Genomic DNA, 15,308 nt, shown 5'->3' with positions numbered 1-15,308 from the left:
ATCAGGTTCGGCACTTGGCGGCCGGGTACGGAGCGTTCGCCCCCTTAACGAACGGTGGAGCCAGGCCATGTTCCTCGTGAACAAGACGTACTACCGCCCGAGCAAGGCCGCACGCTACCTGGCCATCCTGGACTCCCTGGCCCAGGACAGCATGGTCAGCCAGAACGAGCTCGGCCGCAGGGCCAACATCTCCGGGGCCATGGTCAACCAGTACCTCAAGGAAATGGTGGACCACAACCTCATCGAGTACGAGCGGGTGAACGGCAAAAGCTACCGCTACCTGCTCACCGGAGAGGGCGAACACCGCAGGCGGGCCATGTTCTCGAATTTCGCGTCGGAAACGGTTCAGATTTACTCGGCCCTCAAGGCGGCCATCGGCCACAAGCTGAGGAGCCTCAAGGCCAGGGACCTCAGGAAGCTGGTGCTCTTCGGGGCTTCCGAGACCTGCGAAATCGTGCTCCAGGCCATCCGCGCCCTGGGCGGCTTCGAGGTCATGGCCCTGGTGGACAACGACCCCGCCAAGGCGGGCAAGACCCTCGGCGGACACGTCATTTCCCCGCCGGTGGCCCTCGAATCCCTGCGGCCCCAGGCCGTCTTGATCACCTCCTTCGGCTGCCAGGAGGAGATATACGGACAACTTTCCATGCTCGGTTCGCAGCAAAACGTGGAGATCATACGCCTATGAAAACCCTCCCCCCCATCCGTCTCAGGTCCGGCACGGCCATCGGCCATGGACGCCCCACGTTCGTGGTCGCCGAAATCGGCAACAACCACCAGGGGGAGCTGGCCATAGCCCGCCAGATGGTGGAAGAGGCCGCGCGCTCGGGGGTGGACGCGGTCAAGTTCCAGAAGCGCGACATGAACGCGCTCTTCACCGACGAGGGCCTGCGCATGCCCTACGGCGGCCCCAACAGCTTCGGAAAGACCTATGGCGAGCACCGCCTGGCCCTGGAGCTGCCCATCGAGGACATGGCCGAGCTCAAGGCCCTGGCCGAATCGTTGGGCATGGTCTTCTTCGCCTCCGCCTGGGACCAGGTGAGCCTGGGCGAACTTCTCGAGCTCGACGTCGAGCTCCTGAAGATCTGCTCCGCCGACCTGGTCAACGTGCCGCTCTTGCGCCAGGCCGGGGCCACCGGGCTGCCGGTGATCCTCTCCACGGGCATGAGCACGCTGGAGGACATCGACCTGGCCGTGGCCGAGCTGCGCCGCTTCCACGGAAACATCATCGTGCTGCACTGCAACTCCACCTACCCCTGCCCGGACGAGGCCGTGGGCCTGCCCGTGATGGCCGAGCTCTCCAAGCGCTACGGCCTGCACGTGGGCTACTCCGGCCACGAGCGCGGCATCGGCCCCAGCGTGGCCGCCGCGGCCCTGGGCGCGTGCGTGGTGGAGCGCCACTTCACCCTGGACAAGAACCTGCGCGGCACCGACCACCAGGCCTCCCTGGACCCGGCCGGGCTGACCCAGATGATGACGCTCATCCGCGAGGCCGAGGCCGCCATGGCCGTGTGCCGCAAGGAAGTGCACGAGAGCGAGCGCAAGGCCGCCGTGAAGCTGCGCAAGAGCGTGGTCTTCGCCCGCGACCTGCCCGCCGGGCACGTGCTCACCGAGGCCGACCTGACCGTCAAGTGCCCGGGCCACGGCGTGAGCCCGGCCCACTGGGACGAAATCCTGGGCCGCACCCTGGTGGGCGCCGTGCGCCACGAGGACCTGGTGCAGTGGGACCACCTGGCCCCCATGGTCAGCGCCCCGCGCGCCGTGGCGGGCGAGCTCTCGGTGGCCCAGACCCGCTAGCGCGTGGCCGCGTGAGGGCAGTCCACTTCAGCATCACGCCCCTGGCGGGCATGCCCGTGCGCCTGGTCCAGGCGCTGAACCGGCACACGGACGTCCGGGCCAGGCTCGTGGACCTCAAGCGCTTCGGGCTCTACGACCACGACGTGGTCTTCTCCGAGGCCCCCGACGAGGCCCTGGCCTTGGCCGAAGAGGCCGACGTCATCCACCTGCACAACTACCTGGACTACTCCTCCAGGCATTTCGGCGCCATCGACTTCGGCCGCCTCGAGCGCCAGGGCAAGCGCGTGGTGCGCCAGTTCCACTCCGACCCCTGGCTGGTGGCCCAGGTCATGGGCATCGCGCCCGAGGCCCTTCTGGCCCAGGACATCCCCTGCATCGCCATCGCCCAGTACCCCGAGCGGCTCTACCCCAGGGCCATGGTGGTGCCCAACTTCGTGCCCGAGACGGGCCAGGCCTACCTGCCCTCCTCCAAGACCCCGCGCTTCGACATCTTCTACAGCCCCACCAAGGAGTTCGGGGCCTGGGAAGACCGCTGGAGCACCAAGGGCAAGCCCGAGGCCACCCGCGTGATCGAACGCGTGGCCGCCAGGACGCGCGCCACGTACCGCATCGTCACGGGCGCGCCCCTGGACGAGGCCCTGGCGCTAAAACGCGCGAGCCGCATCGTCCTGGACGACATGGTCACGGGCAGCTACCACCTCACGGGCCTGGAAGGGCTCGCCCAGGGCAAGTGCGTGCTCTCCTGGCTGGACGAGCGCTCCCTGGCCCTCGTGCGCCACTTCTCGGGCTGCGAGGCGCACCCCTTCGTCAACTGCCGCCTTGAGGACGCCGCCGTGGTGCTCGAACACCTCCTGGCCGACCCGGCCATGGTGCGCGAGCTGGGCGCGCGCGGGCGCGAGTGGATCGCGGACCGCTGGCCCGAGGAGCGCATGATCCGGCGCTACGTCGAGGTCTACGAACTGCTCCTGGAGGACCCGGCCCTGGTGGCCCGCCAGGAGGAGCTCGCCCTGGACTCCCCGTCCCGGTATTTCCATTTCCGCACCCTTCCCGACCTGATCCATAGAGCGCGCAAAGAGGCCTGGACAGACCCCGCCGACCGTGTCTAATCGGGGTTTCCCGGAGAAGGGCCCGGCCGGTTTCCCGCCGCGCCCGCCCAGGACAATCCCCCGGACACGGAGCACCCCATGGGCATGGACCGCCGCCTCTTCCTCACCGGAGCCTGCTGCGCGGGAGCCGGGTTCACAGCCGGTTTCGCGCTGAACAAACCCGCGCGCGCGGCCCAGCCCGCTCCCGCCGCCAACGGCGAGGAGGCCGCGAAGCTCGCGCGCGAGCGCTTCCTCTCCCACTGGAACTGCACCCAGGCCGTGCTCGAGGCGCTCGGCCCGCTCACTGGCATGCCCCCCGAGGCGGTGACCAGGATCACCACGCCCTTCGCGGCCGGGATGTGGAACGGGCTGACCTGCGGCGCGGTCACCGGGGCCATGATGGCCATCGGCATGCGCTACGGAAGGGTGGGGGAAGGCGACGGCGCGGGCACTGACGAGGTGAAGGCCAGGCTCAGGAAGCTCACCGCCGCCATGGCCGCCAAGTTCGGCGACCTGAACTGCTCGGCGCTTTTGGGCACGGACATGGCCACGGACGAGGGCATCAAGCAGGCCGCCGAAAAGGGGGTCTTCAAAAGTAAATGCCCGCTCCTGGTGGAGGCGGCCACCATCGAGGCCGCCAAGCTCATGGCCTAGCGGCCCCCTTGCGCGAAAAGGCTCCGGGCGCGTAAGCAGGGAGCATGCGCTCACCCCGCCCCGGCGAAGCCTCCGCCGGGTGACGCCCCCGCGCCAAGGAGCCCGGCATGGACCGCAAGCAGGCCGTCATCCTGATCCACGGCATCGGCGAACAGAAGCCCAACCAGACCCTGCGCTCCTTCGTGCGCGCCGTGGCGGGCGACAGATTCTACAACAAGGCCGACCACATAAGCTCCATCCCGGAGATGCGCAGGCTGCAACTCTTCGGCGACAAGAACACCCACCCCACGGACTGCTACGAGCTCTACTGGGCGCACAACACCCAGGAGAAAGCCCTGCCCGTGGTGCTTTATTTCGCGCGCCTGCTTTTCAAGAAGAACAGCCAGTTCGACGCCAGGCAACTCAAGTACGTCACGCTCTTGCGCATCCTCTCCGTGGCGCTCCTGGCCTCGTTCCTCTACGCCTCGTTCTCTGACACGGGCGCCACGGCCGCCAAGATCGCCTCGGTGCTCCTTCCGCCGCTGATGTTGTACCTCACCTACCGCTTCGCCTACAACTACTTCGGCAAGGCTTCCGCCTACCTGAACCCGTCCCACGACAACATCGACAACAGGAGCAAAATAAGGAACCAGGGCATCGAGCTGCTCAGGAAGATACACCAGTCCGGGAAGTACTTCCGCGTTACCGTCGTCGGGCACAGCCTCGGCTCGGTTATCGGCTACGACATATTGCGCCACTACTGGAACACCATCGTTCCGGACGCCACCATGACCCCGCCCAAGGGAAAATACTTCGAGGAGTTCAGGCAAAAGGCCCGGGTGCTGGACGACCATTCCCTGCCGCGCGCCCAGCGCCTGGAACTCTTCCAGCAGGCCCAGCACGAGTTGTGGCGCAGGCTGCGCGGATGCGGCTTCCCCTGGCTGGTCACGGACCTGGTCACCTTAGGTTCGCCCCTGGCGCACGCGCCCGTGCTCATGTGGGAGAGCGCGGACGAGTTCGCCCAGCGCAAGGCCGAGCGCGAATACCCGGAATGCCCGCCCAACGGCTGGCGCGAGCGCGAGCTGAACTACCCCTATCCCCTGAAGACGCCCCAAGGCCCGCGCACCTTCAACCGCCCCGAGCAGGACTGCCTGTTCGCGCCCACGCGCTGGACCAACATCTACTTCGAGGGGGACAGGCTCTTTCGCGGGGACGTGGTCGGCGGCCCGCTGGCCGGGCTCTTCGGCCAGGGGGTGCGGGACGTGGCCGTGGACGCGCGGGGAGAGCCCCTGTTGTGCCACACCGGCTACTGGAGGCAGGACGCGAAGGCGAGCGGGCCGTACGCCGAGGCCCTCAAGGCGCTCCTCTCGGCCCTGCGCCTCCAGACCCGGCGCTCCAAAGAAGACTGGCCGGAGCCTTGAAGCCCCGGCCAGCCGGAAGAGACGATTGAAGCGAGGGCTACGGGCGCGCGGCCCTGGCGGCGGCGCGCCTGGCGCGCAGGAACTCGACGACGCCAGGCATGATCGAGAGCAGGATGATCAGGTAGATCACCTTGTTGAAGTTCTGCTTCACGATGGGCAGGTCGCCTACGAAGTAGCCCAGCCCGATGAGCCCGCCGATCCAGAGGATGCCCCCGGACACGGAGTAGGTCAAAAACTTAGTGTAGGTCATCTTGCCGATGCCCGCCACGAAGGGCGCGAAGGTGCGCACGATGGGCATGAACCGGGCGATGACGATGGTCTTGCCGCCGTGCTTCTCGTAGAAGGCGTGGGTTTTTTCCAGGTGCTTCTTGTTCAGGAGCTTGCTGTCTTCCCGGTGGAAGACGGCAGGCCCCAGGGTGCGCCCGATCCAGTAGTTGGTGTTGTCGCCCATGATGGCGGCGGTCATGAGCAGGCCGATGCAGAGGCCCGCGTCCAGGCTGCCCGCGCCGCAGAAAGCCCCGATGATGAAGAGCAGCGAATCGCCGGGCAAAAAGGGCGTGACCACGAGCCCGGTCTCGCAGAAGATGATCAGAAACAGCACCAGGTACGTCCAGGCGCCGTAGTTGTTCACGAGCATCTCCAGCGTTTCCTTGACGTGGCCGAGCATCCAGATGAACTGGGAGAGGATTTCCATTGACCGTCCTTGAGCGGTGTTCTTGGCGAAAGCCAGGGCAGTCCGCGCAGGGACGCGCGGACCCGGGCCTACATAAGGCCCCGGGACGCGCCAGGCAAGTGCAAAGGCCCAGCCCGAATTCTAAGACCCGGCCTTGGGGGCCGGGGCATTCTGTCCCTCCGGCCCGTCCAGGAGGATGAACACGTCCATGCGCATGCCCACGGGGATGCTCGTGCCGGGCTCGAACTCGATGAGCGTCTCCAGGACCTTGGTGTCCAGGCGCTCGGCCGGGTCGTCGGTGCGGATGTTCTTGCGCCCGAGCATGCGCGCGATGCGGATCACCTTGCCCTCGAAGCGCTTGTCGCCGTAGGCGTCGGCGGTGGCGTAGGCCCTCTGGCCCACCTTGAGCCTGGCCACGTCCTTCTCGTCCACGTCGGCGCGCACGCGGAGCGTGGACACGTCGCCCACGGTGACCACGGGCGAATCGAAATTGATGGAAACCATCTCGCCCGCGCGGCGGTGCTTGCGCAGCACCACGCCGTCGATGGGCGAGCGGGCGATGGCCTTCTCGGCCGTGGCCTTGGCCTCCTCCAGCTGGCTCAGGGCCAGGATGTATTCGGCCTGGGCGCGGCGGACGTCCTCCTCGCGGGCCGGGTCGTCGATCAGGTGGAAGCGCTCGCGGGCCTGGGTGGCCTTCTGCATGGCCACAAGGTATTCGCGCTCGGCCTGGTCGGCCTCCTCGCGCGAGATCACGCCCTGGGCCACCAGGCGCACGCGCCGCTCGTGCTCCTTGAGGGCGTTTCGCTGCACGGCCTCGGCCTCGCGCAGGGCCGCGGCGGCCTCCTGGCGCTCCATGACGCGCGCGCCCGAGACCACCTTGTCCAGGGCGGCCTTGTACGCGGCCACGGAGGACTCGGCCTGGTCCAGCTTCGCGCGCAGGTCGTCGTCCACCAGCCGGGCCACGGGCTGGCCCTTGGCCACGGTGTCGCCCTCCTCCACGTAGACCTCGCGGATCTTGCCCGGGATGTCGAAGCCCAGGCGCATCTCCTCGCTCACGGGCTCCACGCGCCCCGCCGCCGCCACCCACGCGCCGGACTGCGGAATGCGGCTGACCACCGTCTCCCCGTTCAACGCCACGGCGGGATTGATGAACGTGCCCGCCACGCACGCCAGCACAGCCAGTATCCTGATCATGTCCGGCTCTCCGAGAGGTTGAGCCGCCCGTCCTCGATGTGCACGATGCGGTCGGCGAATTCGAGAATTCGGTTGTCGTGGGTCACCACCACCACGCTGCGGCCGCGCTTCAAGGCCAGGTCGCGCAGAAGCCCGATCACCAGGCGACCGTTGACGGAGTCGAGCGCGGCCGTGGGCTCGTCCGCCAGGATTATCTCGGGGTCCCCGGCCAGGGCCCGGGCTATGGCCAGGCGCTGCTTCTGCCCGCCGGAGAGGTCCCCGGGCAGGCTCGAGAACTTGTCGCCGAGGCCCACGGAGGCCATGGCCTCCTCGGCCAGCAGCCGGGCCTCGGCCCCGCGCTTGCCCTTGAGGTCCAGGGCGACCATGACGTTCTCCACGGCCTTCAGCGTGGGGAACAGGTTGTAGTTCTGGAAGACGAAGCCGATGCGCTCGAGCCGCACGCCGCACAGGGCCTGCTCGGAGAGCCCGGCCACGTTCCGGCCGTGGATGACGAGGTCGCCCTCGTCCGGCCGCAGGATGCAGCCCATGATGGAAAGGAGCGTGGTCTTGCCGCTGCCCGACGGCCCCATGAAGAGCACCAGCTCGCCCGCGTGCACGTCCAGGGTCACGCCGTCCAGGGCCACGGTGCGGGCCTGGCCCGTGCCGAAAGCCTTGGAGAGGTTCTTGACCGAGATGGTCACGTCGCCGTTCGCGGCCATTGCTAGCGCCCCTTGAAGACCATCACCGGGTCGATCCGGGTGACCTTGTTGATGGAGATGAGCGCCGCGCCCACGCACATGCACACCGTGACCACGAAGAGCCCGCCCGCGAGCCACCCGGGCAGCAGGATGGAGGCCCCGCCCTTCTCGGAGAACTGCACGATGACGTAGCTGAGCGAGATGCCCAGCGTGTACCCGGCCAGGGCCGCTGCCAGGGCCTGGATGATGATGATCCGGTAGATGTACCAGTTGGCCGCGCCCATGGCCCGCAGGGTGCCGAACTCGGCCAGGTGGTCCATGGTGGTGGCGTAGAGGGTCTGGGCCACCACCACCACGCCCACCACGAGGCCCAGCACGGCGGCGATCAAGAGCGCCAGGCCCGCGCCCGTGGTGAACATCCAGTATTCCTGGGTCTTGGCGGAGAATTCCTTGCTGGTGAACACGTCCACGCCGTCCACGCGCGCGAGCAGGGCCTTCTTCACTTTCTCGAGCGAAGCCCCGGGCGCGAGCTTCACCAGGATGTAGGTGAAGCGGCCCTCGCGCAGGTTGTTGATGGTCTGGGCGATGGGCAGTGAGCAGAAGATGTAGGGCGAGGTGGTGAAGGAGCGGATGCCCCGGGTGAAGGCCACCACGCGCAGCCTGTGGCCGTTGACCTCCACGGTGTCGCCCAGGCGCGTGACGCCGAGCTTCTCCCGGTAGGCCTCGTCGATGACCACGGTGTCGGTGAGGTTGAGCGCGCTCACCGAGCCCTCGACCACGTTCCAGGGCGCGCCGAGCAGCCCGGGCAGGTCGTAGCCCACCACCTCGACGCTCTCGGTGCCGCCGTCGGGCTTCTTCCAGTTGGCGAACTGGACCACCAGGCGGCGCACCTCCGCCACTCCGGGCACGGACATGGCCTGGTAATACGCCTTCTGGGGCAGGGGCTGGGTGACGTCGAAGTTGCGCATGCCGCGCGCCGCGATCCAGATGTCGGCGTCGGTGTTGTCGATGACCGTGGACGTGGCCGAGGTGAAGCCCACGAAGAGCCCCGCCTGCACGGCGATGAGCACCACCGCGAAGACCACCCCCGTGAGCGTGACCACAAGGCGGACCTTGTCGTGGAGGAGGTTGCGGATGGCGATGGTGAAAGTCATGCCTGTTCATCCACTACGGATACCGGCCGGGACTGTGGGCTCGGGCGCGCCTGGGACTGCGCGGCGCAACGAACCTGCCCGGAAAGTCCCTGGCCGGGTGATGCGTTGGGAGATATCCCCCCCTGAATAATGCCCGGGGATACCGGGCTTACCTCGCGGTTTCACCTCGCGCGCCTACTGCCCGTCTGCCGGGGGAGCCTGCGTTTCCCGGCCGGCCCGCGCCCCCGGGGAGCGCGCGACTCCCGGCGTTCGCGAAACAGGCGTTCGGAATCAGCCCTCTCCCGGAATCTTCTCGCAATCGGGCCTGAAGCAGCAGGCGGGCTGGCCGCACACGGCGTACAGGCCGCGCCCGAAGCAAGGTTCGTAGCCTTCCGCCGTCTGGATCGCCCTGACCGCCGTTATCTTTGTCCAGCCGACGGCGACCTTGACGCCGACGGTCTTCGCCTTTTCGCGCAATTCGTTCATGTTCATGGTGCGTGCCCCTCCCACTGGGTGCTTACGCACATACTTAGACCATCTCGTTACGGCGTGCAATGCGCGCCGCGAAAAAAGCCGAAGGATTCCAAGCGGCGGCGCGCCGGGCATTCCAGGGCTCCGGCTCCGGCCCGGCAGGGGCCGGCGGCCCGCCCCCCGCTCCCGGCGAGATCTCCAGGCAACCAGCCGGAAACACGGGGATTATGCGGGTCCTACGGAATGGACCGGGGAAAGCCCTAGGCGGGCGCGGCCCGCTCGCGGCACATTGCCGCGTGCCACTCGAAGATCCGGTTGATCAGCTCCTCGGTCACGTTGTCGGCCACCGGGACCCAGCGCACCACGGCCCCCTCCTCCCCGCCCTTGCGGCCCACGTGCAGAAACTCGATCCCCACGTCCAGGTCCTTGGAGACGGGGTCCTCCAGGGAGCGGACCACGCGGCCCGAGAGCCAGAGCTCCCTGGGCTGGTTGCGCATCTCCTGGGCGAAGCGCAGGTAGACCGTGTACTCGTCGCCCACGGCGGGAAAGTGCCTGGAGTCGATGCAGAACTGTCTGTCGTAATGGACGCCCATGCCCCCGGCCGAGAGGTTTTCCAGCCTGCACGCCTTGACCTGGCGCAGCTCGGTGAGGCCGAGCAGGATGCTCTCGTTGTCGGTTTCCGGGGTCATGGCCCCCTTCCAGAGCAGAAGGGCCTCGAACCACTCGATCTCCGGGCGCACGCGCACGCTCCTGCGGCGCTGGGAGCGCGCCACCTTGGCCGGCATGGCGGCCACGAACTCCACGCCCCCGTGCCTGGCCTGCCTGACCTGCTCCACGCGGCTGGAAAACCCGTAGAAGCCGACGCCCCCCTTGCCCTCGCGGATGCGGAAGAAGCACTCGAAGCGCCGCCCGGAAAAATTCCCCGGCCCGCCGACGCCGTAGACGTCCAGGCGCAACGAATCCTTGCCGATGGCCGAGAGCGAGCAGCTAAGCCCCGTGAGCGTGGTCACCCCCTCCTCGAACACCAGGTCCATCTTGGCCCGCTGGGCCAGCGCCTGCTCCAGGGCGGCGCTTCCGGCTTCATCGAGGGAGGGGCCCTTCTTCTTGAACAGATCGAGTATCATGCGCGGTTCGCCTGAAGTTTCGGGAGAGGTACACGAGGCGCGTCCGCCAGGTCAACGCGGGCGGGGCTTCAGGCCTGGAGGCAGCGCAATGAATTGAGCGGCAGGCTCACGATGAACCGCGCGCCCGCTCCGGGCTCGGACTCCACCTGCATCTCGCCGCCGTGGTTCTCCTTGACGATGAAGTAGGACACGGAAAGCCCGAGCCCCGTGCCCTCGCCGGGGCCCTTGGTGGTGAAGAAGGGTTCGAAGACCTTGCGCTTGGTGGCCTCGTCCATGCCCGGCCCGTTGTCCGCGACCTCAACCTCGACGCAGTGCTCGCGCAGCCGGGTGGACACTGTGATGGACGGGTCCGGCGTCCTGGCCGCGAACATTGCCTGGGCCGCGTTGCGCACGATGTTGAAGATCACCTGCTGGATCTGGGCGGGGGAGCAACGCACGCTGGGGTTGGCGGGGTCGTAGTTCCGCACGATGGCGATGCGCTTGAAGTCGTAATTTTCCAGGAGGTTGTAGTCCTGAAGGCAGAGGTCCAGGGCCTTGTCGGCCAGCCCGTTCACGTCCACGGGCAGCCAGGCCGAGGTGCTGCGGCGGCTGAACTCCAGCATGTTGGAGACGATGGCCGCGGCCCTCTTGGCCGAGTCGCGCAGGCCCTCGAGCAGCGAGGGGATCTCCCGGCTGTCCAGGTAGGCGCGCACGCCCTCCATGGGCACGCCCGCGCCTTCGGCGGCCTTGCGGTTCACGGGCAGGTCGGCGCGCATCCTCGTGAGCACCACCTGGGCGCTCTGCATGATGCCGCCCAGGGGGTTGTTGATCTCGTGGGCCATGCCCGCGGCCAGCCCGCCCACGCTCATCATCTTCTCGGACTGGACCAGCATCTCCTCCATGCGGTGGCGGCCGGTGACGTCGTCCACGCGCACCACGGCCTCGGAAAGCCCGATGGTGCGCAGGGGGTAGATCATCACGTCGTAGGCGCGCTGACGGCCGTTCACCCCTTCGACGATCCTGGGAGGGAAGACGGTGCTGTCCTCGGCGATGGCCCTGCGCACGTCCTGCATCAGCCCGGCCAGCGAGGGCAGCGCCTCCCGGAAGCTCTCGGGCGAGCAGCCGCACTCCTCCCGGCCCTTGCTGTTCAGGTGGGTGATGCGCCCCTCGGCGTCCACCACGAGGATCACCGACGGCGAGGAGTCCAGGATGGCCTGGACGTAGTTGCGCGCCCTGACCATCTCGGCCTCGGCGTTGCGCAGGTCGGTGACGTCCGCGATCACGCCCACCAGCCCGGCGACCTTCCCGGCGGCGTCCCTGTAGAGGGCCTTGTGGAAGCGGATCTGCCGGGGGCCGTCCGGGGTCTGTTTCTCGAACTCGTAGATCTGCACCGGCCCGGCGGCGAAGAGGGCGTCGTCCTGGCGCTTGAAGTGGTCCGCCTCCTTCTTGCCGAAGACCTCGTGCACGGGCCGCCCGATCAGTTTCTCACGGGGCACGCCGATGAAGTCCTCCATGGCCTTGTTGCAGCCCTGGTAGACGCCTTGCGTGTCCTTGTAGAACACCGGGGTGGGCATGGCCTCCATGAGCGACTGGACGAAGTTCACCTGCTCCTTGAGCTGGTTCTGGACCTTGCGCCGGTAGCCCGCGTACAGGGCGAGCCCGCCGCTGACCACGGCCAGAAGCGCCATGGCTAGGCCGTAGACCCACACCAGCGGCCGGTTGGCCTCGTAGAAGCTCACGGGCTTGCCGAGCACCCGGCTGCCCGGGGGCAACTGGGCCTCTTCGATGCCGAAACGCTTCAGGACCGCGTGGTCGAACAGGTAACTGCCCGTCTCGTAGCTCACGGCGGGCAGGGCGGAAGCCTGGCCTCCCCTGAGCACGGCGGCCGCCATCTTGCCCGCCTCGTAGCCCTGGAGTTCCGAGGACATCACCTTGCCCCCGAGCACGCCCTGCCCCACCCAGGTGCTCCAGGTGGCGAAAACGGGCACGGGGCTGGCCTGGGCGATGCGCCTGGAGGCCGAAGGCGAATCGAGCGCGATCCCGCCCGCTTCGGGCCTGCCCACGGCCAGCACTATCCAGCCGTCGTCCAGGGACTTCAGGCGCTCCTCCACGGCCGCGATGTCCTGGCGGTCGTGGCGGTGGATCTCGAGGAGCCCGGCGAACTGGGCGAGTTCCCTGTCCAATTGGGACCTGAGGACCGAAAAATACGCAGAGGAGGACTCCAGCACCAATAGCTTTTTCGCCTTGGGCCTAAGGCGCATGGCCGTCTCGATGGTCTCCCTGAAGGCGAGCTTCTCCACCACGCCGCTGACTCCCTGCATCTCCGAGACGAAGGCCGGGGGAGGCGAACCGATGCCGCAGTAGATCACGGGCAAGCCCGGAGCCAGGGCCTCGCGGTGCTGCTTCCAGAAGCGCAGCGCGGTCCAGTCCGTGACGATGGCCACCTTGGGCTCCGTGGCCCGGACCATGACCGAGACCATCTCCTTGGTGGCGCCGAGCAGCCGGGGATAGTCCGGCGAGTTCCCCAGCCTGTCCGAGTCCAGGTAGGCCACCATCCGCGACTCCGAAAAGCCCTGCTCGCCGAGCGCCCTGGCGATTCCTTTCGAGAGGTTGTCGGTGCGCGTGTTGCCCTGGTTGTACGAATGCAGGATGAGCACGTCCGGCAAGCGATCTTCGCCCTGGGGCGATTCGGCCAAGGCGGAAAGGACGGCCAGCAGCGAAAGTGCCAAGGCCAGGATGGCTGAGCGCGTGAGCTTCATTGGGTCCGTTGCGGCGCCGCAGGCGCCGGGCAGAGTGAAAACATCCGGAAAGCATCTTCTCAGGATACGCCGCCTTCGTCAAAGCAAACGGTCCGCCGCCGAGGCGGGGCGAAGGCCCCATGAAACGAGGAGTCCGTCCGCCTTGGCCCATCCTACACCAAAATGGACCAGAAAGGGAGGGCTTGCGCCGCGCCCCTCGCCTCAGACATCAACTAATTGAAAATCTGTAATTTTTGCATTAAGGCCCCTTAAAAAAGTTCAGGGGGGAAGGCGCGGCAGGAGGCCGCGCGACAACAGCAGCTCTGGGGGGGGCATGAAAAACTTCAGCGTATCCAAAAAACTGATCTGCGGTTTCGCCGCGTCGGCCCTGATCGCGCTGGTGATCGGCCTCGTGGCCATCCAGCGCATGAACACGCTCACCGGCGAGCTCACGCGCCTTGGCGGGGTGAACCTGCCGGGAGTGGAGAACCTCCTGCGCATCAAGGCCGAGACCAACGCGGCGGACGCCTCCATGCGGGCGCTCTTGAGCCCCTTTTTGGACCACGCGGCGCGCGACAAGTGCTACGCCGACCTTGCCGCCAGCCGGGAAAAGCTCAAGAAAGCCGAGGCCACGTACGCTCCCCTGGCCAAATCCGGAGAGGAGGCCGCGCTCTGGGCCCGCTTCCCGGCGGTCAGCGACGCCCTGAACAAGTTCAACGACCAGGCCGTGGCCGTTTCCAAGCGGCTCCAGCAGGTGGACATCCTCAATCCCGACAGGCTGATGACCGACATGCAGCTCTTCCGGGGCGACCACTACGCCCTGCAGAGTCGCGTGGGCAGCCTGCTGCTGGAAGGCACGGCCTTCCAGGGCGGGGAGGACCCCACCGCCTGCAACTTCGGCAAGTGGATGCATGGCTACCAGACCAAGAACCCGGTCATGGCCAGGATTCTGGCCGACGTGAAGCCCCACCACGACCGCTTCCACCAGGCCGTGGGCGCCGTCAGGCAGGCCCGGGTCGCGGGCGACCTGGAGACCGCCAAGGCCATTTTCTCCAAGCAGATGATCCCCAGCGCCGAGAAGGTGTTCGAGCATTTCCGCGACATGCGCGCCGAGGCGCAGAAGTCCGTGGACATGTTCGGCGAACTGGGCCGCGTGCTCACCGTGGATTCGGTCAAGGCCAGGCAGGACCTCTTCGAGCTCATCGACGCCCTGGCGGCCGCGAACATGGCCGAGGCCGCCAAGGCCGTCGCCCAGGGCAGGCAGGAGGCGGCCACGGGCCGGGCCGTCACCGTGGCCGGAATGGCCGTGGGCGTGGCGCTGGCCCTGGTGCTGGGCGTGCTCATCGCCCGGGGCCTGACCAGGCCCATCGTGCGCGGCGTGGACTTCGCCAAGACCATGGCCAGGGGCGACCTCACGCGCGACCTCGACGTGCACAGGGGCGACGAGATCGGCGTGCTGGCCGACGCCCTGCGCGACATGACCTCCAGGCTCGCCAACGTCATCGGCGAGATCACCGAGGGCGCGGGCAACGTGTCCTCGGGCTCCATGCAGCTCTCGGCCACGGCCGAGACCCTCTCCCAGGGGGCCTCGCAGCAGGCGGCCAGCGTGCAGGAGATATCCTCCTCCATGGAGCAGATGAGCGCCAACATCCAGCAGAACGCCGACTACGCGGCCCGCACCGAGGCCATGGCCTCCAAGGCCGCGCGGGACGCGGAAGCGGGCGGCGACACCGTGGGGCGCACGGTGGAGGCCATGAAGCAGATCGCGGAGAAGATCTCCATCATCGAGGAGATCGCCCGCCAGACCAACCTCCTGGCCCTGAACGCGGCCATCGAGGCCGCGCGCGCGGGCGAGCACGGCAAGGGCTTCGCCGTGGTCGCGGCCGAGGTGCGCAAGCTGGCCGAGCGCTCCGGCGTGGCCGCGGGCGAGATATCCGCCCTTTCCTCCGGGTCCGTGGCCGTGGCCGAGGAGGCCGGGCGCATGCTCTCGGCCATCGTGCCCGACATCAGGAAGACCGCCGACCTGGTCCAGGAGATCGCGGCCGCGTCGCGCGAGCAGAGCTCCGGGGCCGAGCAGATCAACAAGGCCATCCAACAGCTCGACCAGGTGATCCAGCAGAACGCCTCGGCCTCCGAGGAACTGGCCTCCACCTCCGAGGAACTCTCCGGCCAAGCCGAGCAGCTCCTGTCCACGGTCTCCTTCTTCAAGACCGGAGCCGGGCAGCCCAGGGCGCTGGCTTCGGGAAACGGCGCCAAGCGGCGCGGCTCCGCCCGCCCGGCCCTTTCCCCGCGCAAGCCCGCGGCCCTGGAGGCCGCGTCCGAGGCGGACTTCGAAAAATTCTAGCGGGCGTTTTTTTTCGCGGGATGTGAGCCAGGTCACACCCCC

The 15,308-nt window shown here is 67.8% G+C and carries 13 protein-coding genes; 6 read left to right on the top strand and 7 right to left on the bottom strand.

Translation table 11 applies throughout. The features are described 5' to 3' along the window. Nucleotides 1-67 precede the first annotated feature (67 nt). The 5 genes from ACZ5V4_RS15240 to ACZ5V4_RS15220 all read left to right on the top strand — a co-directional run bounded on the left by ACZ5V4_RS15240 (nt 68) and on the right by ACZ5V4_RS15220 (nt 4,933). The gene (locus tag ACZ5V4_RS15240) at nt 68-685 is read left to right on the top strand and encodes a winged helix-turn-helix transcriptional regulator (protein ID WP_464315723.1); all 618 of its coding nucleotides are present in this window, start codon (nt 68-70) and stop codon (nt 683-685) included. Further along, on the top strand, nt 682-1,794 hold the full coding sequence (locus ACZ5V4_RS15235) for an N-acetylneuraminate synthase family protein (RefSeq protein WP_464315722.1): 1,113 nt from the start codon (nt 682-684) through the stop codon (nt 1,792-1,794). The genes ACZ5V4_RS15240 and ACZ5V4_RS15235 overlap by 4 nt, the downstream gene beginning before the upstream one ends. 11 nt (nt 1,795-1,805) lie before the next feature. After that, on the top strand, nt 1,806-2,900 hold the full coding sequence (locus ACZ5V4_RS15230) for a glycosyltransferase (protein WP_464315721.1): 1,095 nt from the start codon (nt 1,806-1,808) through the stop codon (nt 2,898-2,900). Nucleotides 2,901-2,978: 78 nt separating this feature from the next. After that, entirely contained in the window at nt 2,979-3,533 is a 555-nt protein-coding gene (locus ACZ5V4_RS15225) for a C-GCAxxG-C-C family protein (RefSeq protein WP_464315720.1), read from the top strand. A 107-nt stretch (nt 3,534-3,640) separates the two neighbouring features. Then, a complete protein-coding gene (locus ACZ5V4_RS15220) occupies nt 3,641-4,933 on the top strand; it encodes a peptidase associated/transthyretin-like domain-containing protein (RefSeq protein ID WP_464315719.1) in 1,293 nt (430 codons plus the stop codon). 37 nt (nt 4,934-4,970) lie between these two features. Here the strand turns inward: ACZ5V4_RS15220 and ACZ5V4_RS15215 are convergent, their stop codons facing one another. From ACZ5V4_RS15215 to ACZ5V4_RS15185, 7 genes are all read right to left on the bottom strand, one after another. Then, complete coding sequence (locus ACZ5V4_RS15215; protein WP_464315718.1) at nt 4,971-5,627, bottom strand: DedA family protein; 657 nt, start codon at nt 5,625-5,627, stop codon at nt 4,971-4,973. A 120-nt stretch (nt 5,628-5,747) separates the two neighbouring features. Beyond that, nucleotides 5,748-6,800: an HlyD family secretion protein gene (locus ACZ5V4_RS15210; RefSeq protein ID WP_464315717.1), complete on the bottom strand. Its 1,053-nt coding sequence runs from the start codon at nt 6,798-6,800 to the stop codon at nt 5,748-5,750. Beyond that, complete coding sequence (locus ACZ5V4_RS15205) at nt 6,797-7,498, bottom strand: ABC transporter ATP-binding protein (protein ID WP_464315716.1); 702 nt, start codon at nt 7,496-7,498, stop codon at nt 6,797-6,799. The genes ACZ5V4_RS15210 and ACZ5V4_RS15205 overlap by 4 nt, the downstream gene beginning before the upstream one ends. A gap of 2 nt (nt 7,499-7,500) precedes the next feature. Further along, nucleotides 7,501-8,631: an ABC transporter permease gene (locus ACZ5V4_RS15200; RefSeq protein ID WP_464315715.1), complete on the bottom strand. Its 1,131-nt coding sequence runs from the start codon at nt 8,629-8,631 to the stop codon at nt 7,501-7,503. 270 nt (nt 8,632-8,901) lie between these two features. Beyond that, on the bottom strand, nt 8,902-9,102 hold the full coding sequence (locus ACZ5V4_RS15195) for a hypothetical protein (protein ID WP_464315714.1): 201 nt from the start codon (nt 9,100-9,102) through the stop codon (nt 8,902-8,904). Between the two features lie 239 nt (nt 9,103-9,341). Continuing rightward, entirely contained in the window at nt 9,342-10,205 is an 864-nt protein-coding gene (locus ACZ5V4_RS15190; RefSeq protein ID WP_464315713.1) for a PilZ domain-containing protein, read from the bottom strand. 68 nt (nt 10,206-10,273) lie between these two features. After that, entirely contained in the window at nt 10,274-12,943 is a 2,670-nt protein-coding gene (locus tag ACZ5V4_RS15185) for an ABC transporter substrate binding protein (protein ID WP_464315712.1), read from the bottom strand. Between the two features lie 313 nt (nt 12,944-13,256). Here ACZ5V4_RS15185 and ACZ5V4_RS15180 point away from each other — a divergent pair, with 313 nt between their 5' ends. Next, on the top strand, nt 13,257-15,266 hold the full coding sequence (locus ACZ5V4_RS15180) for a methyl-accepting chemotaxis protein (protein ID WP_464315711.1): 2,010 nt from the start codon (nt 13,257-13,259) through the stop codon (nt 15,264-15,266). The last annotated feature ends 42 nt before the right edge of the window (nt 15,267-15,308 follow it).

The organism is Fundidesulfovibrio sp. YSD1 (assembly GCF_055397115.1).
The sequence above is the reverse complement of the archived record's forward strand: the minus strand, read 5'-3'. Positions and strand labels throughout refer to the sequence as shown.

What these genes read in the sequence shown, in the direction of transcription:
- ACZ5V4_RS15225 (WP_464315720.1), top strand. Translation starts at nt 2,979, where the DNA reads ATGGGCATGGACCGCCGCCTCTTCCTCACCGGAGCCTGCTGCGCGGGA.
- ACZ5V4_RS15180 (WP_464315711.1), top strand. Translation starts at nt 13,257, where the DNA reads ATGAAAAACTTCAGCGTATCCAAAAAACTGATCTGCGGTTTCGCCGCG.
- ACZ5V4_RS15235 (WP_464315722.1), top strand. Translation starts at nt 682, where the DNA reads ATGAAAACCCTCCCCCCCATCCGTCTCAGGTCCGGCACGGCCATCGGC.
- ACZ5V4_RS15240 (WP_464315723.1), top strand. Translation starts at nt 68, where the DNA reads ATGTTCCTCGTGAACAAGACGTACTACCGCCCGAGCAAGGCCGCACGC.
- ACZ5V4_RS15215 (WP_464315718.1), bottom strand. Translation starts at nt 5,627, where the DNA reads ATGGAAATCCTCTCCCAGTTCATCTGGATGCTCGGCCACGTCAAGGAA.
- ACZ5V4_RS15205 (WP_464315716.1), bottom strand. Translation starts at nt 7,498, where the DNA reads ATGGCCGCGAACGGCGACGTGACCATCTCGGTCAAGAACCTCTCCAAG.
- ACZ5V4_RS15195 (WP_464315714.1), bottom strand. Translation starts at nt 9,102, where the DNA reads ATGAACATGAACGAATTGCGCGAAAAGGCGAAGACCGTCGGCGTCAAG.
- ACZ5V4_RS15185 (WP_464315712.1), bottom strand. Translation starts at nt 12,943, where the DNA reads ATGAAGCTCACGCGCTCAGCCATCCTGGCCTTGGCACTTTCGCTGCTG.
- ACZ5V4_RS15210 (WP_464315717.1), bottom strand. Translation starts at nt 6,800, where the DNA reads ATGATCAGGATACTGGCTGTGCTGGCGTGCGTGGCGGGCACGTTCATC.
- ACZ5V4_RS15220 (WP_464315719.1), top strand. Translation starts at nt 3,641, where the DNA reads ATGGACCGCAAGCAGGCCGTCATCCTGATCCACGGCATCGGCGAACAG.
- ACZ5V4_RS15190 (WP_464315713.1), bottom strand. Translation starts at nt 10,205, where the DNA reads ATGATACTCGATCTGTTCAAGAAGAAGGGCCCCTCCCTCGATGAAGCC.
- ACZ5V4_RS15200 (WP_464315715.1), bottom strand. Translation starts at nt 8,631, where the DNA reads ATGACTTTCACCATCGCCATCCGCAACCTCCTCCACGACAAGGTCCGC.